The following is an 18,498-nucleotide window of genomic DNA, read 5'->3' as shown; positions in this document are numbered from 1 at the left end:
GCTTGCAAAGCCGCCGGTCTCTTGGACCCCGCGCTTTGCGAACTTCCTCAGGAGATAGACATGACGCTCAAGCAGATATTCCTTGGCGCCGTCGCCGGACTTGCAACCGCGGCTTCGGCCCAGGCTGCCGATCTGCCCATGACCAAGGGCGAAGCCGTCGAATATGTGAAGGTCTGTTCGACCTTCGGTCCGGGCTTCTTCTACATTCCCGGCAGCGATACCTGCCTCAAGATCGGCGGCGAGATCCGTGCCGACTACCGTGCGTTCGGCCATAGCGGCGATATTTCGAGCTTCACGCGCAACGACAATCGCACTGCATTCGCGACGCAGGCGCGCATCTGGTTCGATGCGAGAACGCAGACCGACTACGGCCTGCTGCGTTCCTATTTCCAGATCAATGCGGACAGCCGCACCGCGACCACCTCCGGGACGGGCACGACCAACAACTTCAGCATCGACAAGGCCTTCATCCAGTTTGGCGGACTGACTGCCGGCTACGCCCATTCGTTCTTCGGCTTCTACGACAACGAATATGGCGATACGATCTGGGCCGCCTACTATGCTGAATCGAGCACCGTGAACCTGCTGGCCTATACGGCGCAGTTCGGCGGTGGTTTCAGCGCCACGCTGTCGATCGAAGACGGTCGCGACCATCGCGAGACCTCCTTCTCTTCCATCCAGGGCGGCCAGCAGGTTCCCGACGTCGTGGGCCAGCTTCGCTGGGATCAGGACTGGGGTTCGCTGGCCGTTCAGGCGGCTGCCCATCATTTCCGCACGGCCGATGATTTGACGGACGCCGACGGCAATGCGCTGTCGAACGGCAACAAGTGGGGCTATGCCGTTGGCGCGACCGGCCTGGTCAAGCTTCCCTTCATCGACGGCGGGCATTTCATCGTCGAGGGACAGTATGCCAACGGCGCCACCCACTATCTCGGGGCAGGCAACACGCAGTACGGCGCGCAGGACTACTATTACAATGCCAATGACCGTTTCAACGCAGGTAAGGGATGGTCGATCGTGGCTGAATTCGGGGGCAATATCACCCCTGTCCTGAATGCCAACCTCGTCGGCAGCTACATCAACACCACCTATGACAATTACGTCGAGAATGGCATCAATTTCGGCGTCGAAGAGTTCAGCATCGCTGGAAACCTTGCCTATACGATCGTCAAGGGTCTGACGATCAGCGGTGAAGTCAGCTATACGAGGGAGAAGCTCAAGAACCTTGCCGATACGAGCGCGGAGACCACGACTTTCTCCGATCAGAAGGAGAATATCTGGCAGGCCGGCATTCGTATCAAGCGCGTGTTCTGAGACAGGACATAATCTGGGTGGGGGCGCGAGTTCATCGCCGTCCCCGCCGCGGATGGCTCGGGAATCCCGGCTTTCGGCGTATGCGGTTCCACTGCCTGCGCCATAATAATCGATGAATGCCCGACTGGGGGGCAAGTCGTAGGGATACGTTCCCTGGTGGCCCCCCTAGTATTTGGTCAGCGCGACCTGTCTCATGTCATTCCTCGGCGTGTCCGGTGCGACCTGTGGCGGGCCGGCGGAGCGAGCCCTGCCCACGGGCGGTGTCAGATAAACCCCTCCCGCGCGGACCGCCAGGAAAGCGGCGATAAGTTCATCCAGACTCCCATCTTCGCTGACATATCCCTTTGCTCCCCTGGCGACGACGCCGGTAGGCACGTTTGGGTCGGCAATATCGGAAATGACGATCACTTTTGCCGTCGGCGCAATCTCCAGCACTCTTGCGAGTTCTTCATAGTGAGAAATCTCTGTTGTCGTGGCTTCGGAGAAGCGCAGCACAACGATGTAGGAGAGATCCTCGTTTGCGTTCTCCCAATCGCCAATGCTGACATAGCCTTCGGCTATTAGGGATGGTCTGACGAATGTAAGGCAACGTAGAAGGCAATCTCGTAAGATTGCTGATTTATCGATTATGGCCAGCGCTTCTCTTCTAAAGTACTTCTTCGAGCTTCTTTTAGACATACGCAAACCATAAGAGAGTTAAGGACTCGAAATTGGTGTTTCCGCGGGCAAAACGATCGGCTCGCACAGTCGCGATGCGGAAGCATGCGGCATAAGAGATCCCCACGGCGCCTGTGGTCGCCAACCCGCCAGGGTTAGGCAGCGTCGGGCAGCTTACAGATTATGTGGGAAAATATCCCACATAACGATTACGTTGCGGAGGCTCGGCTGTCAACGGGCGGGCATGCGGCAATACATTGCCAAGGGCGCGAGGGAGGGGCGAGGGAGCCGTGCTCCACGGTGGCCCGCGGAACTGGCCGCCACCTGGGCAAAGGTGCCGCCGCTCGAGAGGGACGGCGCCCGATGTGTCATGCAGGGCCGGCCTGCATCTTCCGCGTCATCGCCCGTCGATCGCTATTGGTGCCTTGCTTTGTCGACGGCGCGAGAAGGCGAGCCCGCCTCGCGAAGGGGGCGCGATGGAAGGAGGGATGGTCACGTCCCTTCGTTCCGAGCCTCTGGGAGCGTATCCTGCTCCTTGTCCTTTGTCTGCTCGGCATAGACATAGACGCCGAAAGTCCAGCGCCAATCGCCGCTGTCTTCGTCTCCCGTCGCAGTATAGGCATCCCGATTGGCATTTCTCAGGGCTGACTTCGCGAGGGCCCGGGAGCGCTTTTCAAGATGGCGGGCAATGGACTCTGAGATGCCGTCATAGTGAACGGCCCGCTCGAAGAAAACGGGAACCGGGGTGGAAACGTTAGTCGCTGCAGCAGCAATATGATCGTGCAGGTTCCGCCCGAAGTAATAGAGCTGCTGGTCCTCGCCACCCTGTGGAATGAACGCTGTCTCCACGAGCGAGATACGTTCCTCGGCATCCATGGAGACGATCTTGCGGTCGAGCCATTCGTCAAGGACGGCGCGCGGCCGTACGTCCTTTGTCACGGACATCACCAATCCATCAAACGATGGCTTGTTATCATCGGCGGTCCGGGGCAGGGTAATCGGGTTTCCATGCTCGTCGGTATATTCCGGCGCGCCCATCCAGCGAGCCAGGATGCGGCTGGTTCGAGAAATAGTCGCCGGTACGCTGTTGACCGGCGCGCCGGCGCCCCGGAGGCGGCGCACTTCCTTCCGGTGGATTCCCGTTAGCAAGCTCACGCGGCTGTCCGTCTGCTCCTTGGCGGGCAGGGGAAAATCATATTCTGCGACATTGATGTAGAGTTCGCGCAAAACCTCGCAGACGACAGGAAAGGTCATGCCGCTTCGTATAAAAAGGCGCACGAGCGGCCGGAGTAGCTTTGCTATGGGTCCTTGCAACCTCGCTGGATCAGGAACAGCGAAATTTCTTTCCTGTTTCATATCCCACCACAGCCTAAATGACAAAAAATGACGTAAATATCGAAAAATTTCTCATTATGTTCTTTATTTTTAGAAGTATGTTCGGTCTTTTTCGACATCTTAGGGCGCAAATTATTGGTCTGGACCTGCTCCAGCTTAAAAAATAGACCGTATTCCTGTAGAAATTTGCTGGACATGGTCGTCGTGGTGACAATGAGTTTTTGAGGGGTGGAAATGACGTATAGCAATACTGAATTGCCACTAACCATTACGAAACGTCAAGGCGCAGAGATTCTTGCCTAGGATATGCACGATGTTTTTTAAGGCACGTAGAATTCTCCTCTAGATCGAAACAAGAACGCATGTTTATTTGAGTAGGCGGCCGTTTATCTTCAATATAATCGAATTAAACGCCCATATGCCGTACCGTAACTTGGAGAATAGATCAAAGAAATTGTCGCAGTGTCCTATTCAAGAGTTCTCCATGATCCTTCTACAAATTTTACCGACTGCCAATTGCTCCTTTTGGATAAGGGGGCCGGTTCCTTTGTGCCCCAGACTTGTTGCCGCTGAGCATTGGCTGGATCATTTTGAGCAAATAGAGATCAGTTTGAGCAAAATTGAGTTGTCTGTAAGCTCGGCAACTGCTCTCCATTCGGGTGAACTCGGATTTTGACAAGCGGCGCATGTCAAAATGGCTCATTGCTCCGCTCTGCAACTAGTGATCGCGCGCTCAGGACCGATGCCCTCCAGCATCAGGCTCTGACGCATCACGAACGATATCCAGAATAGGACTCATGGATAATTAGGAGGGAATTAGCTGGGGCGGTTGTTTGTCCCTAGCCCATCACCATCGGCGGAAGGCGGCGGCGGGTTGCCGCGCCGGGACTCTGGCGCGCGGAGACCGGCGTGAAGACGCCGCCGCGAAGTGCGCGCTGGATTGTCGGTTGTCGCGTCGCGATCGGGGGCCTGTGTGTGCGGCAAGGCCGCGCGAGCCATAGTGACCAGGACAGTCCCAACAACCCGGGAAACCTCTCCGCCGGGCTCCCTTTCCCGGTCGAGAGTCTACCCGCCGTCCCGCGGAAACCGGGACGGATATCTGTTGGAACGATCGTATGGCCGGTGGCGTCTGGAAATCCCTGGCGGCCGATCGGATGTACTTTTCAATGGAGGCCTGCTCCGCCTTGCTCGCGCGGTTTGTGTTTTGACGGAATCGACAGAACGCAAATATGCGCCGAAAAACAAGGAGTTAGAGCAAAGCGGCGTCTCTGCCTAGACGCGCTTTGTTCCAAGTGGAGCAACGAAATCGGAGAGGGCTCATGATCAATTTGAAACCGCCCCGCCGCGAGCAAGAGATACGTTGGACATGAATGCCTTGAGCAGCGTCAGGAACTTGGAGACCTGGACAGATTGCGCGTTGGCCACGTAGATCAAATCGCCGTCGCGCACCATGAACTTCTGGGAGAGGAAGTAATCTTCCGGCGACGTCAGGCTCAGGCGGTAGATCACGGGAATGTCGCCACCCGGGACGCTCAGGAATCGCGATGTTGGCCGCAGGATTCGGACGACGTCGCGTTTTTCGAAGCGAAACAGGAAGATGGCGCCGGGATCGGCCTGTATGTCGACGAGGCCGCCCGCGCGGGCGACCGCCTGCGATAGGGGGAGGCGGCTTTGGTCGATTGGAAAGTCCTTTTGCTGAGTGACGGCTCCGAGCACCGTGAACTTGGGCGTATCCTGATAGACATAGATCGTATCGCCCGGCCGGACGAAAACGTTCTCCTGGGGACTCGTCAAGATCGTCTGCAGGGATACGGACTGGGAAATCTTGCCGCGCGTCAGGCGTACGAAGGTCTCGTTCGGCTTCGACTTCACGCCCCCGGCCTGTGAGATCACGTCGAGCAGGCGATCTCCCTTGAGACTCAGCGGCACTCGCGCCGCACCGGTCGCGTCCCCGGTGACGCTCACGGCGGCCCCCGTCTGGACGAGGCTCACGATGACCTGGGGTTCCGAGGCCTTGTCCTTGATCCGGTCCACGATGGTCTGGCCAACCTGAGCCGGCGTACGCCCTGCCGCTCTCACGCGACCGGCGTAAGGGACCGTGATGGCACCGTCCTGGTCGACGGACTGGACAGGAAGGGTTGTCGCCTTGTTTGCCGTTCCGGCGGCATTGACGGGGCCGGAGAACAGGCCTCCGGCGCTGGCTTCATAGATATTAACGACCACTTGGTCGCCGACGCTGAACATCTGTCCAGGCGCCGGGGCTCGAGAATGGAACCTCTGAAACAGGCTGGCCGGCTGATAGAAACTGAGCGCGCCGATGGCCTGGGGCGTAATGTCCATGATTTCGTAATTGCCCAGCCCCTTCCGCTCCTCCGGCCTGTCGATGGTCGAGGCGCTGGGACCGGCAGCCGGTAGGGAGGCGCATCCGGAAAGAGCTGCCGTGCACAAGAGCAGCGGCAGAACAGCTAGCGCTTTCAAAATACGACTCCTACCAACGTTATGCGTCAACAAAAATTATAATAAAACTCCTCATATTCAGTAAAGACCTGAAGTATTTATCTTAAAATATGTGTCAAATATGTCACTATTAAACGAAAATATACAGTATATTTTCGGAAACGGATATTACCCATTCTTCCTTCTGGAAGAATGGGTGCGAAATTGTGGATTTACAACTCGCCATTACCAGGAAGAAAACGATGATACCCTCTGTCTTCCGGCAATGAATTCGGTCACGAGATCCACTCGGATCCGGCAGGTCGCGAGTGGATCTCGTGCGGGCGAGCCTGTTGGGGCAACGCCAGCTTTCGGGCTCGGTTCAAAGGCGCCAGAGCGTGACACCCTCCGGCTTCGCGGCGCGGTCAAGCATTCCCCTGACATCGATCACCACGCCGGATCGGTTCTTCAGGCACGACGTGATCATCGGCCAGCCTTGAGAAGCGAAATCCCTGTGAGGGACCGCAACGATGACCGCGTCGGCCGGTTCGACCTCGTTGAGATCGGAAAGCTGGACGTCGTATTCGTGGAGCGCCTCGTCGGAGGACGCCCAGGGATCGACGACAGCCGTCGAAATGCCGAACTTGTTCAGTTCCCTGAGAATGCTGGCCGCCTTGGAGTTCCGCAGATCCGGCACGTTCTCCTTGAACGTCAGGCCAAGCTGGAGAACGCGCTCCACCTTCTGTCCCTTCTGCAGCATCAGCCGGATGCATTCGCGCGCGATCCGTTCGCCGACGGAATCATTGATGCGCCGACCGGAAAGGATGACCTGCGGATGGTAACCCGCCTTTTCTGATCTGTAGGTAAGGTAGTAGGGATCGACGCCGATGCAGTGTCCCCCCACAAGTCCAGGATTGAATGGCAGGAAATTCCACTTCGTCGCGGCGGCGGCCAAAACGTCCGCTGTATCGATGCCGAGCAACTGGAAGATGTGCGAGAGCTCATTCATGAAAGCGATGTTGATGTCTCGCTGGGCGTTCTCGATGACCTTTGCCGCTTCCGCGACCTTGATCGTCGGCGCGACGTGCACACCCGCGGTGACGACGGAGGAATAGACCTCCGCGACGATGTCACGCGTCTGCTCGTCCTGCCCGGAGACGACCTTGCGTATCTTCGTGAAGGTATGTTCCTTGTCGCCGGGATTGATGCGCTCAGGGGAGTAGCCGACGGTGAAATCGCGGCCGCACACCAGGCCCGAACTCTCCTCCAGAACCGGAACGCATTCCTCTTCCGTTGCGCCGGGATACACGGTCGATTCATAAACGACGATGTCACCCTTCTTCAGCGCCCCGCCGACGGTGCGCGACGCCGAGCGAAGAGCCCGCAGATCCGGCTGGTTGGCTTCGTCCACTGGCGTGGGCACCGTGACGATGAAGAAATCCGCCTTCTTGAGATCCTCCGCCCTGCGGCTGAAGATGGCCTCGATGGATGAGAGGTCCTCATTCGAAACCTCGAATGTGCGATCGAAGCCGCCCTGCAGTTGGGTTATGCGGCTTTCGTCGACATCAAATCCAACGGTCTCAAACCCCTTTTTGGCGAATGCCACGGCGACAGGCAGGCCTACATAACCAAGGCCGATAACTGCTATTTTACGCTGTGAATTCAAGTCAAGGCCTCTTTGCTTGTCCCCGATACCCACGGCGCAGAAACCAATAAATTGTGTTCTAAATGTGGCTCGTAAGTATCAATAATATGACAAAGATATCTGAGTCAAAATCACAGAATTTTTTTATATATATAACTATGTATATATATAAGTTTATTAAAATAATTTTTTATTTCTCCATGTGAAATATATTACCTAATAATTAAATATCTGATAGTTTTAGGCTATATTTTGGTATGTTATATTTATGTATATTAATTTTATACGATGAGATATCGAAGAAAATCATCAATATAATCATAAATTGATAAAATTTACGAACCAATTGGGCGACGATTGGAGTTTAGTATTTTATCGCTGAATGGGAAAAAATCCCACGATATTGCCCTGTCGCCAGGGATTCTAATGGTGTCCAATTATAAGTAAAAAATTAAAGTATATGTAAATATAATGATATATTATATTACTGTGTAGCTATTAAAATAAATATTAATTTTAAAAATGTCGTTTTGTACCAAGGTTATAATGTTTATCCTAATAGAGAATTGGCCTTTCGATCGGAGGCGAACGGCGAACATGCGGGTACCTGCCCGGCGCGCGGAAGCGATTGCTTGGACAGGATGCCCTCGTGAGTGTCTTGTGTTTTGACGGAATCGGCAGAACGCAAAGGCGCGTCGAAAAACAAAGAGTTAGAGCAAAGCGGTGTTTCTCCCTAAACGCGCTTTGCTCTAGCGAATGCCGCGCCAAATGCCGCCGCTGAGCCGCAGATTCTCCGGGCCGCGGAGCATTTGCTGTTCGATCTCGGCAAAGAAAGCATCCTGGTATCGCCGGGCGAAGGATGCGAACTGCTCTCCGGCGTCGGAGCGCGGCATTGCGCGAACGTGAAACCTGATCCGCTCTCCCGACCAATACGGGATCGTGCAGAAGCTTGGAATGCCGAGCCGGAATCCCAGGCCTGCGGCAAATTGGGAGTAGGTGACCTGGTGCCCTTCCCATTCCACGCGCGGTGCCGAGGGGCTCATGACGCCGTCGATCGCGATGACGACGGCATACCCCTCGCGCAACGCGTTGATCACCTCGCGCGCGACTTCCACCTCAGAATGTTCGCTCGTCGAGATCAGGGAGTCCGCATAGCTGGAGGAGGCGACCTTGGGGGCCGAGGCGAGCCATTTGGTCGGCAGGCCGGCGATCCGCAGAGCCAGAGGCCCCGAATACATCGGACCCATATGGGGACTGATCAGCAACGAGCCCCTGCCTTCCGCCAATGCACTGCGAATGCCTGCAACGGCTTCATCGACGCCGACGAGAAGATCGGCTACCTCCCCGATCTTCTCGGGAACACTTTCGAGCCAGTCCAGCAGCAGGAAGTCGGCAAGGCAACCCCAACGCGCACTGCGATCCCATGCTTCGCGATCGCCCGGATCCTTGCCCTTGGCCAAGCGTGTCGCCAGGTTCCACGCGAAATCGAGCCTGCCCTGGGGAATGGGTGCCTTGGACAGGTCGTCGTAGAGGCCGGCACTGACCTCGCTGAAGCTTCCTCTCAGGCGCGCACGGCTTTCCTGGACAAGGGCCCTGTAGGTGTTCTGGGCCTCCTTCTTCCGCCCCGCCCGCAACAAGGCGCCGATCGTTCTTCGCTGCAGCGCGGGGGATGCAGGCGTGTTGCGCGTCAGGGCCTGGAGGACCGTTGCGGCCTCGTCGTAGCGTCGAGCGAGCTTGAGGGCTCTTGCCAGGAGCATTTGAAGATTGGCTAGTTCCGGACTCAGGGCAGCGGCCCGGGCCAGGACGTCGGCGGCCTCCTCATATTGTTTAAGGCGTAGAAGGGTTTCGCCAAGCGTGCGCAGCAACAGGACGTCATTTGGCCCGGATCTGCGTGCGGTTCGCAGATGTTCCGCAATTTCCGCGTCGTTACCGCCCAGCGCCGACATCGCGTTGGCGACGACAAGATGAAGGCGTGCCGCCGTGGCGCCACGAGCGATCGCATCGGCGGCAACCCGGCGCGCCTCCTCGTGGCGATGGGCCAGGGACAACACCTGGGCGATCTCGAGCGCGAGATCGGCAGGGGGTTCGCCCCGGCTCTGCAGCCTTTCGACGATCTTCAAGGCATCTTCCACGGCATTCTTGCGCCCCAGCGCCATCAGGCACAGCTGTGCGAGCCGCGGATTCTCGTCACAACGGTCGGCATAGCGGCGCACAAGGGCCAGGGTGGCGGCATCGACGCCCGTGCGGATGGCTTCCTGCAGGCGAACCGCCGCGATTGCAAGATTGGCCGGGTCGAGCTCTCCTGCCCGTTCCATGCACTGATGGCCGGCCTTGCGCTGCCCGGCTCGCATCAGGACGCTTCCGAGAGTGAACAGGTCCTCGGCGGAAGCCGGATTGGCCTCGACCAACCGTTCGAGGAAAGCGGTTGCCTTGTCCAACTCGCCTCCGCGCATGGCCGGCGCGACGATGAGGCGGCGAACAAGATTCCTGTTCCTCGGGGCGTTTGCAAGAGCCGGTGTCAACATGACCAGCGCTTCCGACACGCGTCCCTGCTCCGCCAGGGCGATGACCTTGTCGATCGTATGCTGCGAATGGCCAACCGGGCTGGCGCCTGGTTCTGCAGTCACCGTCACTTGACCCACTCCCTGCCTCGCTCCCTGACTCATGGAACGCCGCACTCCCGCCTACCGTCGAGATAGGCATCGACTGTCAATTCGAGCATCCGTTGCATCGAGAAGCACCCGCGCGACCAGTGTGACGTCGTTCGGGCGAGTGCCCGCCGTCCGTCCGCATCGCGGCGCCAGCCCAGGACTTCGCCGGCGACGGCCTGCGGATCCAGGCCGTCTATGGCCGGAAGGACCGTGCCGGTCACACCCGGCTGAAGAGTTTCGGCTGCTCCGCCCGCCGGCGTCGTCACCACCGGGACACCGGCGAACTGTGCCTCGATCAACACATTTGGCAAGCCCTCGTGCCGCGACAGCAACAGGAAGGCATCCATGCGGGAAAGCCAGTAGCCGACACGGGCCGATCGTCCGGTGAACAGGACTCGGTCCGCGATCCCCAGTTCCCTGGCGTGCGCCATCGCCCTGTGCAGGAGGGGGCCGTCGCCGACCAGGATAAGGCGGGCCTCTTCCGTCCGCGACACGATTCTTGCTGCGACGTCGAGCCAGAGGAGGGGGCGCTTGTTGTCATCGAAACGCATGACGGAGCCGACGATGAATCGGGGCGTCGATGCCGACCGGTCGAAGTCGCGGGCCATCTGCTCCGCCTGGAGGTCGGGCGTGGCGTCCAGGGGGTCCAGGCCGTTGGGAATGACCTGAACCGAGCCGGGCGACAGTTTCAGCCAGGCCTCGTAACGCTCCCCCGCGGCGTAGGAATTGGCAACGATGGAGACGCCCTGCGCCGACAGCAAGGCTCGATAGACGGCCTCGTACTCAGGCTTGTTGCGCTCGAAGCGATCCTCCGGCGGCAGGGTCCGCACGCCCAGGAGAATGCGCGGCACGCCTGCGAGCAGCGCGGCAAGGCCGGTCGCGAGCACGGAGCCGTCTTGCCAGATATGAACGACGTCGGGATCAACATATCTGAGATAGTCCGTCAGGCGGGCCACGCCCTCCCGCATCTGTGCCGGGAGATGATCGAGGAGGCCGATCATGTCCCGTGCCCGCGAGAACTTCGGCCGCCCGCCGAACTCCGGGAACTGGGAGTATTCATGCACAGGCAGGCCGGCCCCAGCGAATTGCGGCGCGAAGAAATCCGCTCCGGCCCGCGAGTGCAGGGAACGGCATATGATATGGACGGGGCCGACAATGTCGGCGTCGCCGATCTTGAGGCCAAGCCTGGTGGCCTGGTCCAGGCCCAGGGCCGTATTGGTGAACTGTCGCTCGGCTCCGCCCGAGCCCAGGCTGCCATTGATCAGCACCGTCGTGCCGACGAAACGGCGGGGCTCGAACGACACCTCCGCCGCCCGCTCCCGGATCGCCATGGCGAATGCATGCTCGATGACGAGATTGGGAAGGTGCTCGTTGCTCTCGGCATGCGCGGGCACGATTTCGTCGAGACTGCGCAGGTCCTCCTCGACACGCTCGCGGGTCTGCGTGATGTGCCGCGTCTCCCCGAATTTTTCGCGGGCGAATGCGATGATCTCGCGAGCCCGCATCGGTTGGCGCAGGGACATGTACAACCGACCGAGAGCCACGAGCACGGCTTCGGGCGTACCCTCCATCTCGACGAGCTGGCCGAATGCCGCCTCGGCGCCATCGAAGTCCTTCAGCTCGATCAGGCCCCGGCCATAGATCAGCAATTGAAAGGGGTCTTCGGGTTCTTCCTCGAACCGGTTCCTGTGGAGAGTGCGGCCGGCCTCGAGGCCATGGATGCGAATGGTCCATCGCAAAACCCGGAAGAAGGCCTCTCTCGAGGTGGGAAAGCGCTCGTCTATTCCCCGCCAGACCTTGAGGCCGCGTTGGTCCTGCACGCGATCCAGGACACGGGCCACGAGTGCCTGGAACCGCTCCTCGCGCGGATGAAGGGCCACGAAGGGGAGGAGGCGCTCCAGCGCCTCAGGCAGCTCGGGAAGCCGGCGCATCGAGTTTGCGATATCCCGGGCTCGATTCACCTCGGCGGTCGTCACGCGCTTCGAGCCGCCGCCTTCGTGCAGGCCCTTCTCGACAGCCTCCGACACAATGTCCAACGACGACTCGTTCCCCCCGTTCCGCTGCTGTGCAGGGGCATCCCTGCGTGGCGCCCGTGGTCGCCTGTCTAACAGTTTCTTCAACGCGATCATGGTTGCAGGTCACTTCGCGTCGTTCGAATCTTGTCCATGATTCTCTCGACCGAGGATGACTTGAGGAACTGCCGAGCCCTCGTCGCAGCGGCTTCGCTCAGGGTCGCACGCCGGACCGGGTCGCCGATCAATCGCGCCAGGGCTTCAGTCATCTCCTCGCTGCCGCCTTCGACGATTTCGGCGCACTGGTCCAGGATCTCGCGCGCCACCGGTTCGCCCGAGGCGACGACGGCTTTGCCGTGAGCCAAGGCTTCGATGAGTTCGAAGCGCGATCGGGCAGGCAGATTCCCATGGGGCCGCGTCGGCGTGACGATGATGTCGATCGCGTTGTACGCCGCGGCGAGCGATCCTGTCCGTGGCCTTCCGGGAAACAGGATGCGCGAGCCGTGGCCGAGCTGAACCAGCCGCTCGCGAAGTTTCTGGAAGCGCGACCCGACACCGAACACTGCCAGCGCGGGGTCGAGACCCTGGTTCACCAGCCGGTCGAAGATGTCGCCGATCGCTTCGAGATCGATGTCCTCGGAGGGATCTCCGACATAGCCGATCACGACGCGACCGAGGACCGCGGGGTCGGTTTGCCAGTCGGGTGATTTCGCGTCGACTGGGAAAGTGGGCGGTGTATCGCCGAGCACGGTGATCTTCGAGGAGGGGATGGCGCTTTCCTGGAGGATATCCGAGGCGCCGGGCCAGCGCGCCAGGACGAGGCCGGCTTCGTTCATGAGCGCGAACTCCAGCTTCTGGAGGAGATCCTTCCTTTCACCGCTGTCCGGTTGCGCCCATGCGTCGGGCAGTTTCTGGCAGTCCACGATCAATGCGGCGCCGCTGATCCTGGCGGCGATTGCGGCGGGATAGGCCGACACCAGATCCGACGCTGCGACGATGGCGGTCGCGTCCAGCGCCCTGGCCGTCCGCGCGAGCGCCAGGCCAACTTCGCCTGCATACTCGTCCACGATACCGGCGGATGCCTGGTTGGCACGCATGCGATGGTAGCGAATGCCTTCGACGATATCGGGGCCGTCCTTGCGCCGGGGATCGTCTGCACTCCTGGCGGGGTAGCCCGGTGGCGTGACGACGTCCACTGTACAGCCCGCTTCGCGGAGAGTCTGGGCAAGGGCATGCGCGCGCATGCTGACCGACGACCAGTGGAAGGGCAGGGACTGGGGCACATAAATCAGGATCCGGATCCCGTCCGCGTGCACTCTTTTCCTGAGGTTGGGTAGACGGATGCCCTGGACCTGCAGGCGCTGCCAGGCCAGCAATTCCCGGTATCGGCGCTCCTCCGTCTCGTTCAGGGAAGCGCCAGCGGAAATCGCCGCCTGCAATATTCTGCAGCTCTCCCGAATGGATCCGGTGTCCATCAGCATGAACGCAAGATGCTTGGCCCGGGCCTCGTTGGGATCCGCCTCCACCGCGGACCGGGCGAGTGCGGCGGCATCGCCGCTGCCTGTCCGGCGTGCCTCCTTGGCAAGATCGAGGAGTACCTTGGCAAGAATGGGAGCGCGCAGATGCTGATCTTGGACCCATCGCGCGGCTGCCTCGGGACCGTCCTTCTGGGCTCGGGCGGCCGCCGCCTGCGAGGCATGGAGATATTCGGGGGCGGCACCGGCGGGAACCAGTTCCGGCTGTCGGTCCCCGGCCCGACGATAGGCGCCATACCATTTCAGGAGCTGGTAGGGCAGACGCACCCTTCCGCTCCAGCTGGAAAGGCCGGCCATGATGAGGTTGCCGAGGCCATAGGCCGGGCTGGTGCGCGTTTTCTCGAGACGGGCCTCCGCTTCCTTCCAGACGCTACGGATGTCAAGCACGTTCAACTCGGCACTCCGCTTGGCAGTCTTGTAGACTTCCAGTTCTCGCTCGGCCTGCTGGAGGCGCGTGCTGAGAAGGACCGTATCGTCTGCCCGGGCCTGCTCGGCGAGGGCAGCTTCCAGATCCCGGATTCTCTTCGCCGAACGAGCTTCACGCTCAAGGGCAACCTCCAGTTCCGCCTGTGCCTGTGTTGCACGAGACTGGAAGAGCGCGATTTCCCGTTGCAGCATCGCCTGCGGCAGCTTCGGCGAATGACCGTTCCGCGACGCCCGCTCCAACGGGACCGACGCCATCTCGGGTTGACTGCGGGCGCGGACCTTCGTCGCCGGCATTGCGTGCTCAATCTGGGCGGCGCCGATACGCCGCCTCTGATCGCCTGACTCGTTGCTCACCGCGCCCTCTTTTGTTCGTCGACATCCGTGCCCGGCCCCTCTCCGGGCACGGCCTCTCCCGCATTAGCCGGGCAGCTTCGACTTCAGCAGCCGATCCAGATTTTCGCTGGCGCTGTTGTCGGGAGCGAGCGAACGGCTTTGCGCCACGGCATTGGAGGCCCCTCGCAGGTCACCGGCCCGATGACGGGCACGGGCCAGGTGAAGCCAGTTGACGGCGGAATCCGGCGTGGCATCCGTGAGCCGCTGGTAATAGTTGGCGGCCTCGGCAAAATCGCGCGATTGGTAGAGATAACGGGCAACGGCCGTGAGGGCGGGAATGTTGTGCGGATCCAACTGGAGCAATCGAGCTGCGACGGCGGCGGCGCTCCCTGGCTGCTCGGCCTTGCGAAAGGCGCTCAGCTCCTTGTTCAGGAGTGAAAGCACCTTGCGCCTCAGTACTTCCAATTCCTCGTCGCCCTGCTCAACCTGAAGCAGCAGAACCAGGTGATGTGCTGCCGTCAGGCCGTCGCCTCCCCGGACGGCAAGCTTGCATGCGCTCCGCACTTTGTGCGTGAGGCGTGCGATATGCTCGCTTCCAGGGGCCGCGAGCCCTGCGTCGTAAAGCGTCACAAGCCCTTCATGTTCCCGACCCGAGCGGCTCGCGGCGCGAGCCAGTCGCTGTGCTGCGACAGTGTTCGTGAGATCAACATCGAGAAGGCGAGCCCAGAATTCCATCGCCCGGCCGGCATCGTCACTCTTTTCGGCGGCGGTAGCGAGCCGTTTGATCGCGGTCACATGCTTCGGATCGACCTTCAGCACTCGTTCCCATGCAGCAACGAATTCCTGAGGATCCTTCTCGAAGTCGACGCGCTTGGCTTGTTCCACCGTTTCGGCGCGAAGCGTATCGGCCCTCTTGCGCAGGGCCGCGTTCTCCGGCGTGACCGCTACGCCCAGTCCCAGCAACTGCCGGTACCCTTCACCGTCACCGGCACTTCTGGCCTGGCCAGCCAGCTTGACCAGATTTGCGGCAGCCTTTGCGGTGATGTCGTCCCAACCGTCCAGGGCCGTACCCGATCCCGTCTGCCGAAGGGCGATCAGGACGTGGGCGGCCGCCTCCGGCTGCCGGCCGCTGATGAGCTTCTTCGCCGCGATGAAGGCGGGCAGCGGGTGTTCTTCCGCCGCGGCGATAGCCGCTTCCGCCGCAATATCCAGGCGTCCGGCATTGATCGCCGCCTTCAGCCGCATCTTCAGCGCGTCCGTATGGCCCGGCCACATCTTGAGCAAGGCATCCGCCTGAATGATCACTTCGTTCCAGTCGGCGCGGCGCCACGCATCCCGCATCGCTGCCAGGCAGGTGCGCGTTTCAGACGTGGATGTAGGCAATGGCCTGAGCCCCTCGCCCTGTGATGCCCATTGGAGAATGCCGCCTCGGTCGGACGGCGTGCCAAGGTTTAGATCGCGTGCCATTTCCATCTTCTGTCCCACTCACTGTGCAGCTGCTCGGCAGCTCGCGAATTCAAGATCTGGTTTGTTGGCTTGCGGGCGATACATCTCACGCGTCGCAGCGCCATGATGAATAGTTCTATCGACATATATGCCGTTCTAGACAGCTTCCAGAATACCGGAGTCTGGTATTTCTGCTTCTGTTCCCCCCGTCAAAACTCTTACTGTTTTTTCTACCATCGACTGGGTTGAAAATTTTTCAGAAGCTATTTGTCTTATACTGCTCTGGATATATCTGTTGCTTAGGCTCCAGACCACAATCTGCATGACTTTTCTGCAGAGTGACTCAATGTCGACATTCTCGACTGTGTCTGCGGCGAGGCCCGTCACGCCATGCACGAATGCCTCGCATGCGCCGCCGGCCGGTGTCGATACAACCGGGATGCCAGCCATCTGCGCTTCGATCAGGACGTTCGGCAGGCCTTCGAAGCGGGACAGCAGGACGAGCGCATCCATTTTTGTGAGCCAATAGCCGACCGTCGACGAACGCCCCACGAAAAGGATCCGGTCGGCAATGCCCAGGTCGCTGGCCTGCTGGCGGACCCGTGCAAACAGGGGCCCACTTCCCACGAGCACGAAGCGAGCCCTGGGATGCCGCCGATAGTACTGGCAGGCGAATTCGATCCAGAGCTCCGGCCTCTTGTCGATGTCGATCCGGAATACCCCTCCGATCGTCTCGGTGGCGTCCGCCGTGCGCTTTTCGAACGCGCTCCAACGCTCCTCGTCCGGATGGGCGGGATCGGGCGGCAGGCGCTCCACGCCGTTGTAGACGACGGCAAATCGAGTAGCGGGAAGGTCCAGCCAATCGCAATAGGCCCGCGCCACCGCGACGCTGTTGCTCATGAACTCAACGCCCGGGATTCCTGCCAGGGCCTTGTACATGGCGCCGTATTCGGCTCGATAGAGATGCGGCCGGAGGATCGGCGGCAGGCCGCGGACGTTGAGTACGATACGGGGCACTCCCGCGATCAGCGCCGCGAGGGCGGCGAACAGGACGGCCCCATCCTGCCAGATATAGGCAACCTCCGTTCGGTTGGCGCGGAAATGCTGAACCAGGCGCTGCACCCCGTAATTGGCATGTGCGGGAATGAAGGGCAGAAGGCATCGCAGATCCTCGTCTGCAATCGTCAGGTCGCCGTGGGGGACGGGCTTCATGTTGTCGATCTGGTAGGATTCGACCCGCTCGCTTGCGATCATGGGCAAGAAGAAATCGTGGTTGCCATCGTGTGCGAGCGACTTCACTACGACCTGGACCGGTCCTCTGATTTGCCGGCTGGCTATATCGCTGCCGATCCTGCGTGCTCGCTCGAGCCTGGCGGCCGTTCTGGCAAGCTGCCGCTCGGCACCCCCGGTTCCAAGACTTCCCGTGATGAGGGTAACCGAGCCCAGCCGGCTATGGTCGATGGCACTCACGAACCGATCGGCGAACCGCCCGATGGCGCATTGGAGCACCGTCACGTAGGAGGGGAGTTCCGCCGACCGCCAATCCGATGCAAGCCGGTCGAGCGTGGCCAGTCCGCGCTGCAATTCCTCCGACATGGCGATTGCGGCCTTGGGAGCATGCGGCTGGGATACGACCGGCGCAAGGACCTCCACGGCGCGATCGAGCTCGCCCCAATCCCGCAGGCGCTTGGCGTATTGGACCGGGCCGCGCACCGCGTCCGGAAAGTCGCTCAGGATTGAGTCGAACACTTGCCGGGCACCGGCAATTTCCCGAAGTTCCGTCAGCAGTTCTGCCTTGTTGAGCCTGGCGTCGACGTCAAGTGGCAATGATGGATAGTGCTTTTCGAGGATATCGAGGCCTTCACTGACCCGCCGTAGACGCGACAGCCAGCGCAAACGGTATTGGAAGGCCTTGAAATTGCCGGGAAACCGCTCGTGAACCTCGGTCCAGAGTTCGAGCATGCCCTCTCTCACGCGCGTCATTTCCGTGACGAGCGCGTGGGCGAGATTGGTATCCAGTTCATCGGGAAATCGGGAGAGCAGATGCTTGAGCCGCGGCAGCACCTGCTGGGCCGTCTCGGCGTTGTCTGCGCGCCGGATCAGTTCGGCGCATTCGTCGCGAATCGGCGGTGAGAAGGCTTCCCGACTTGCGGTCTCGTCATCCCGCTTGGCCCGCGCCAGGGGCAAGGGCACGATCTTGGGCTCTGCGGATTGCAGGGCCTCGGCTTTCGACATGCGTCCTTGCCACATTGGCTACCTCTTATGCGCATCCACGCGTGGAGTTCGGGCTGCCTGTTATTCGTCCGAGAGCCGATGGCCGCACGCCTGCACATCGTCCTTCCGGTATCGACGCCGAGCGCTCGGCACATCCTTGAGGCCAACCGGCGGTGTCCGGCCGACCTGGAGCGGGCACGTCTTCACCCGAGCGCCCATTCCGATTTGCCCGCAATCCGGTGGTCGGCGGTCCCGGCAGGGCTGCGAATCAATGCGTCACTCATCATTAAGCCGGCTAATTTACGAAATATCGTGCACGAGAAATGGCCTGGGGCATTGGGCTTCCAGAAGGGCGACATCGATGGAATAGGCCTGATTTCATGGTGACTTAGGCGGCGTACGATGCTGTTGCATATGTGAAGCATCCCAAAAAAATATTGACGAAGTGGGAAAAAGTCACACAAAATTTTCTAGTTTAGCCACTATGCGCTGTC

At 60.2% G+C, this 18,498-nt stretch carries 11 protein-coding genes; 2 read left to right on the top strand and 9 right to left on the bottom strand.

Going from position 1 to position 18,498, the window contains the following annotated elements:
• Positions 1-60 precede the first annotated feature (60 nt).
• Positions 61-1,314, top strand: a complete 1,254-nt coding sequence (locus AC6H34_RS04030; RefSeq protein WP_497537979.1) for a porin — start codon at positions 61-63, stop codon at positions 1,312-1,314.
• 165 nt (positions 1,315-1,479) lie between these two features.
• Here AC6H34_RS04030 and AC6H34_RS04025 read toward each other — a convergent pair whose 3' ends face one another.
• From AC6H34_RS04025 to AC6H34_RS03985, 9 genes are all read right to left on the bottom strand, one after another.
• Entirely contained in the window at positions 1,480-1,992 is a 513-nt protein-coding gene (locus tag AC6H34_RS04025) for a response regulator (RefSeq protein ID WP_497537978.1), read from the bottom strand.
• 471 nt (positions 1,993-2,463) lie between these two features.
• On the bottom strand, positions 2,464-3,327 hold the full coding sequence (locus AC6H34_RS04020) for a DUF6502 family protein (protein WP_448146025.1): 864 nt from the start codon (positions 3,325-3,327) through the stop codon (positions 2,464-2,466).
• 1,302 nt (positions 3,328-4,629) lie between these two features.
• Positions 4,630-5,784: a polysaccharide biosynthesis/export family protein gene (locus tag AC6H34_RS04015; RefSeq protein WP_497537977.1), complete on the bottom strand. Its 1,155-nt coding sequence runs from the start codon at positions 5,782-5,784 to the stop codon at positions 4,630-4,632.
• A 340-nt stretch (positions 5,785-6,124) separates the two neighbouring features.
• A complete protein-coding gene (locus tag AC6H34_RS04010; protein ID WP_497537976.1) occupies positions 6,125-7,408 on the bottom strand; it encodes a nucleotide sugar dehydrogenase in 1,284 nt (427 codons plus the stop codon).
• A 728-nt stretch (positions 7,409-8,136) separates the two neighbouring features.
• Positions 8,137-10,020 (bottom strand): tetratricopeptide repeat protein, encoded by a 1,884-nt coding sequence (locus AC6H34_RS04005; RefSeq protein ID WP_497537975.1) that lies wholly within the window; start codon positions 10,018-10,020, stop codon positions 8,137-8,139.
• Positions 10,021-10,049: 29 nt separating this feature from the next.
• Entirely contained in the window at positions 10,050-12,065 is a 2,016-nt protein-coding gene (locus AC6H34_RS04000) for a glycosyltransferase (RefSeq protein ID WP_497539848.1), read from the bottom strand.
• A gap of 98 nt (positions 12,066-12,163) precedes the next feature.
• On the bottom strand, positions 12,164-14,365 hold the full coding sequence (locus AC6H34_RS03995; RefSeq protein ID WP_497537974.1) for a glycosyltransferase: 2,202 nt from the start codon (positions 14,363-14,365) through the stop codon (positions 12,164-12,166).
• A gap of 63 nt (positions 14,366-14,428) precedes the next feature.
• Positions 14,429-15,811, bottom strand: coding sequence for a tetratricopeptide repeat protein (locus tag AC6H34_RS03990; protein WP_497537973.1), 1,383 nt, complete (start codon positions 15,809-15,811; stop codon positions 14,429-14,431).
• Positions 15,812-15,946: 135 nt separating this feature from the next.
• Complete coding sequence (locus AC6H34_RS03985; RefSeq protein ID WP_497537972.1) at positions 15,947-18,025, bottom strand: glycosyltransferase; 2,079 nt, start codon at positions 18,023-18,025, stop codon at positions 15,947-15,949.
• A gap of 78 nt (positions 18,026-18,103) precedes the next feature.
• Here AC6H34_RS03985 and AC6H34_RS03980 point away from each other — a divergent pair, with 78 nt between their 5' ends.
• The gene (locus AC6H34_RS03980; protein ID WP_448146032.1) at positions 18,104-18,391 is read left to right on the top strand and encodes a hypothetical protein; all 288 of its coding nucleotides are present in this window, start codon (positions 18,104-18,106) and stop codon (positions 18,389-18,391) included.
• The last annotated feature ends 107 nt before the right edge of the window (positions 18,392-18,498 follow it).

The organism is Labrys sp. ALF-8 (assembly GCF_059699065.1).
Note: the sequence above shows the minus strand (reverse complement) of the source record. Positions and strands in the feature narration are given on the sequence as shown.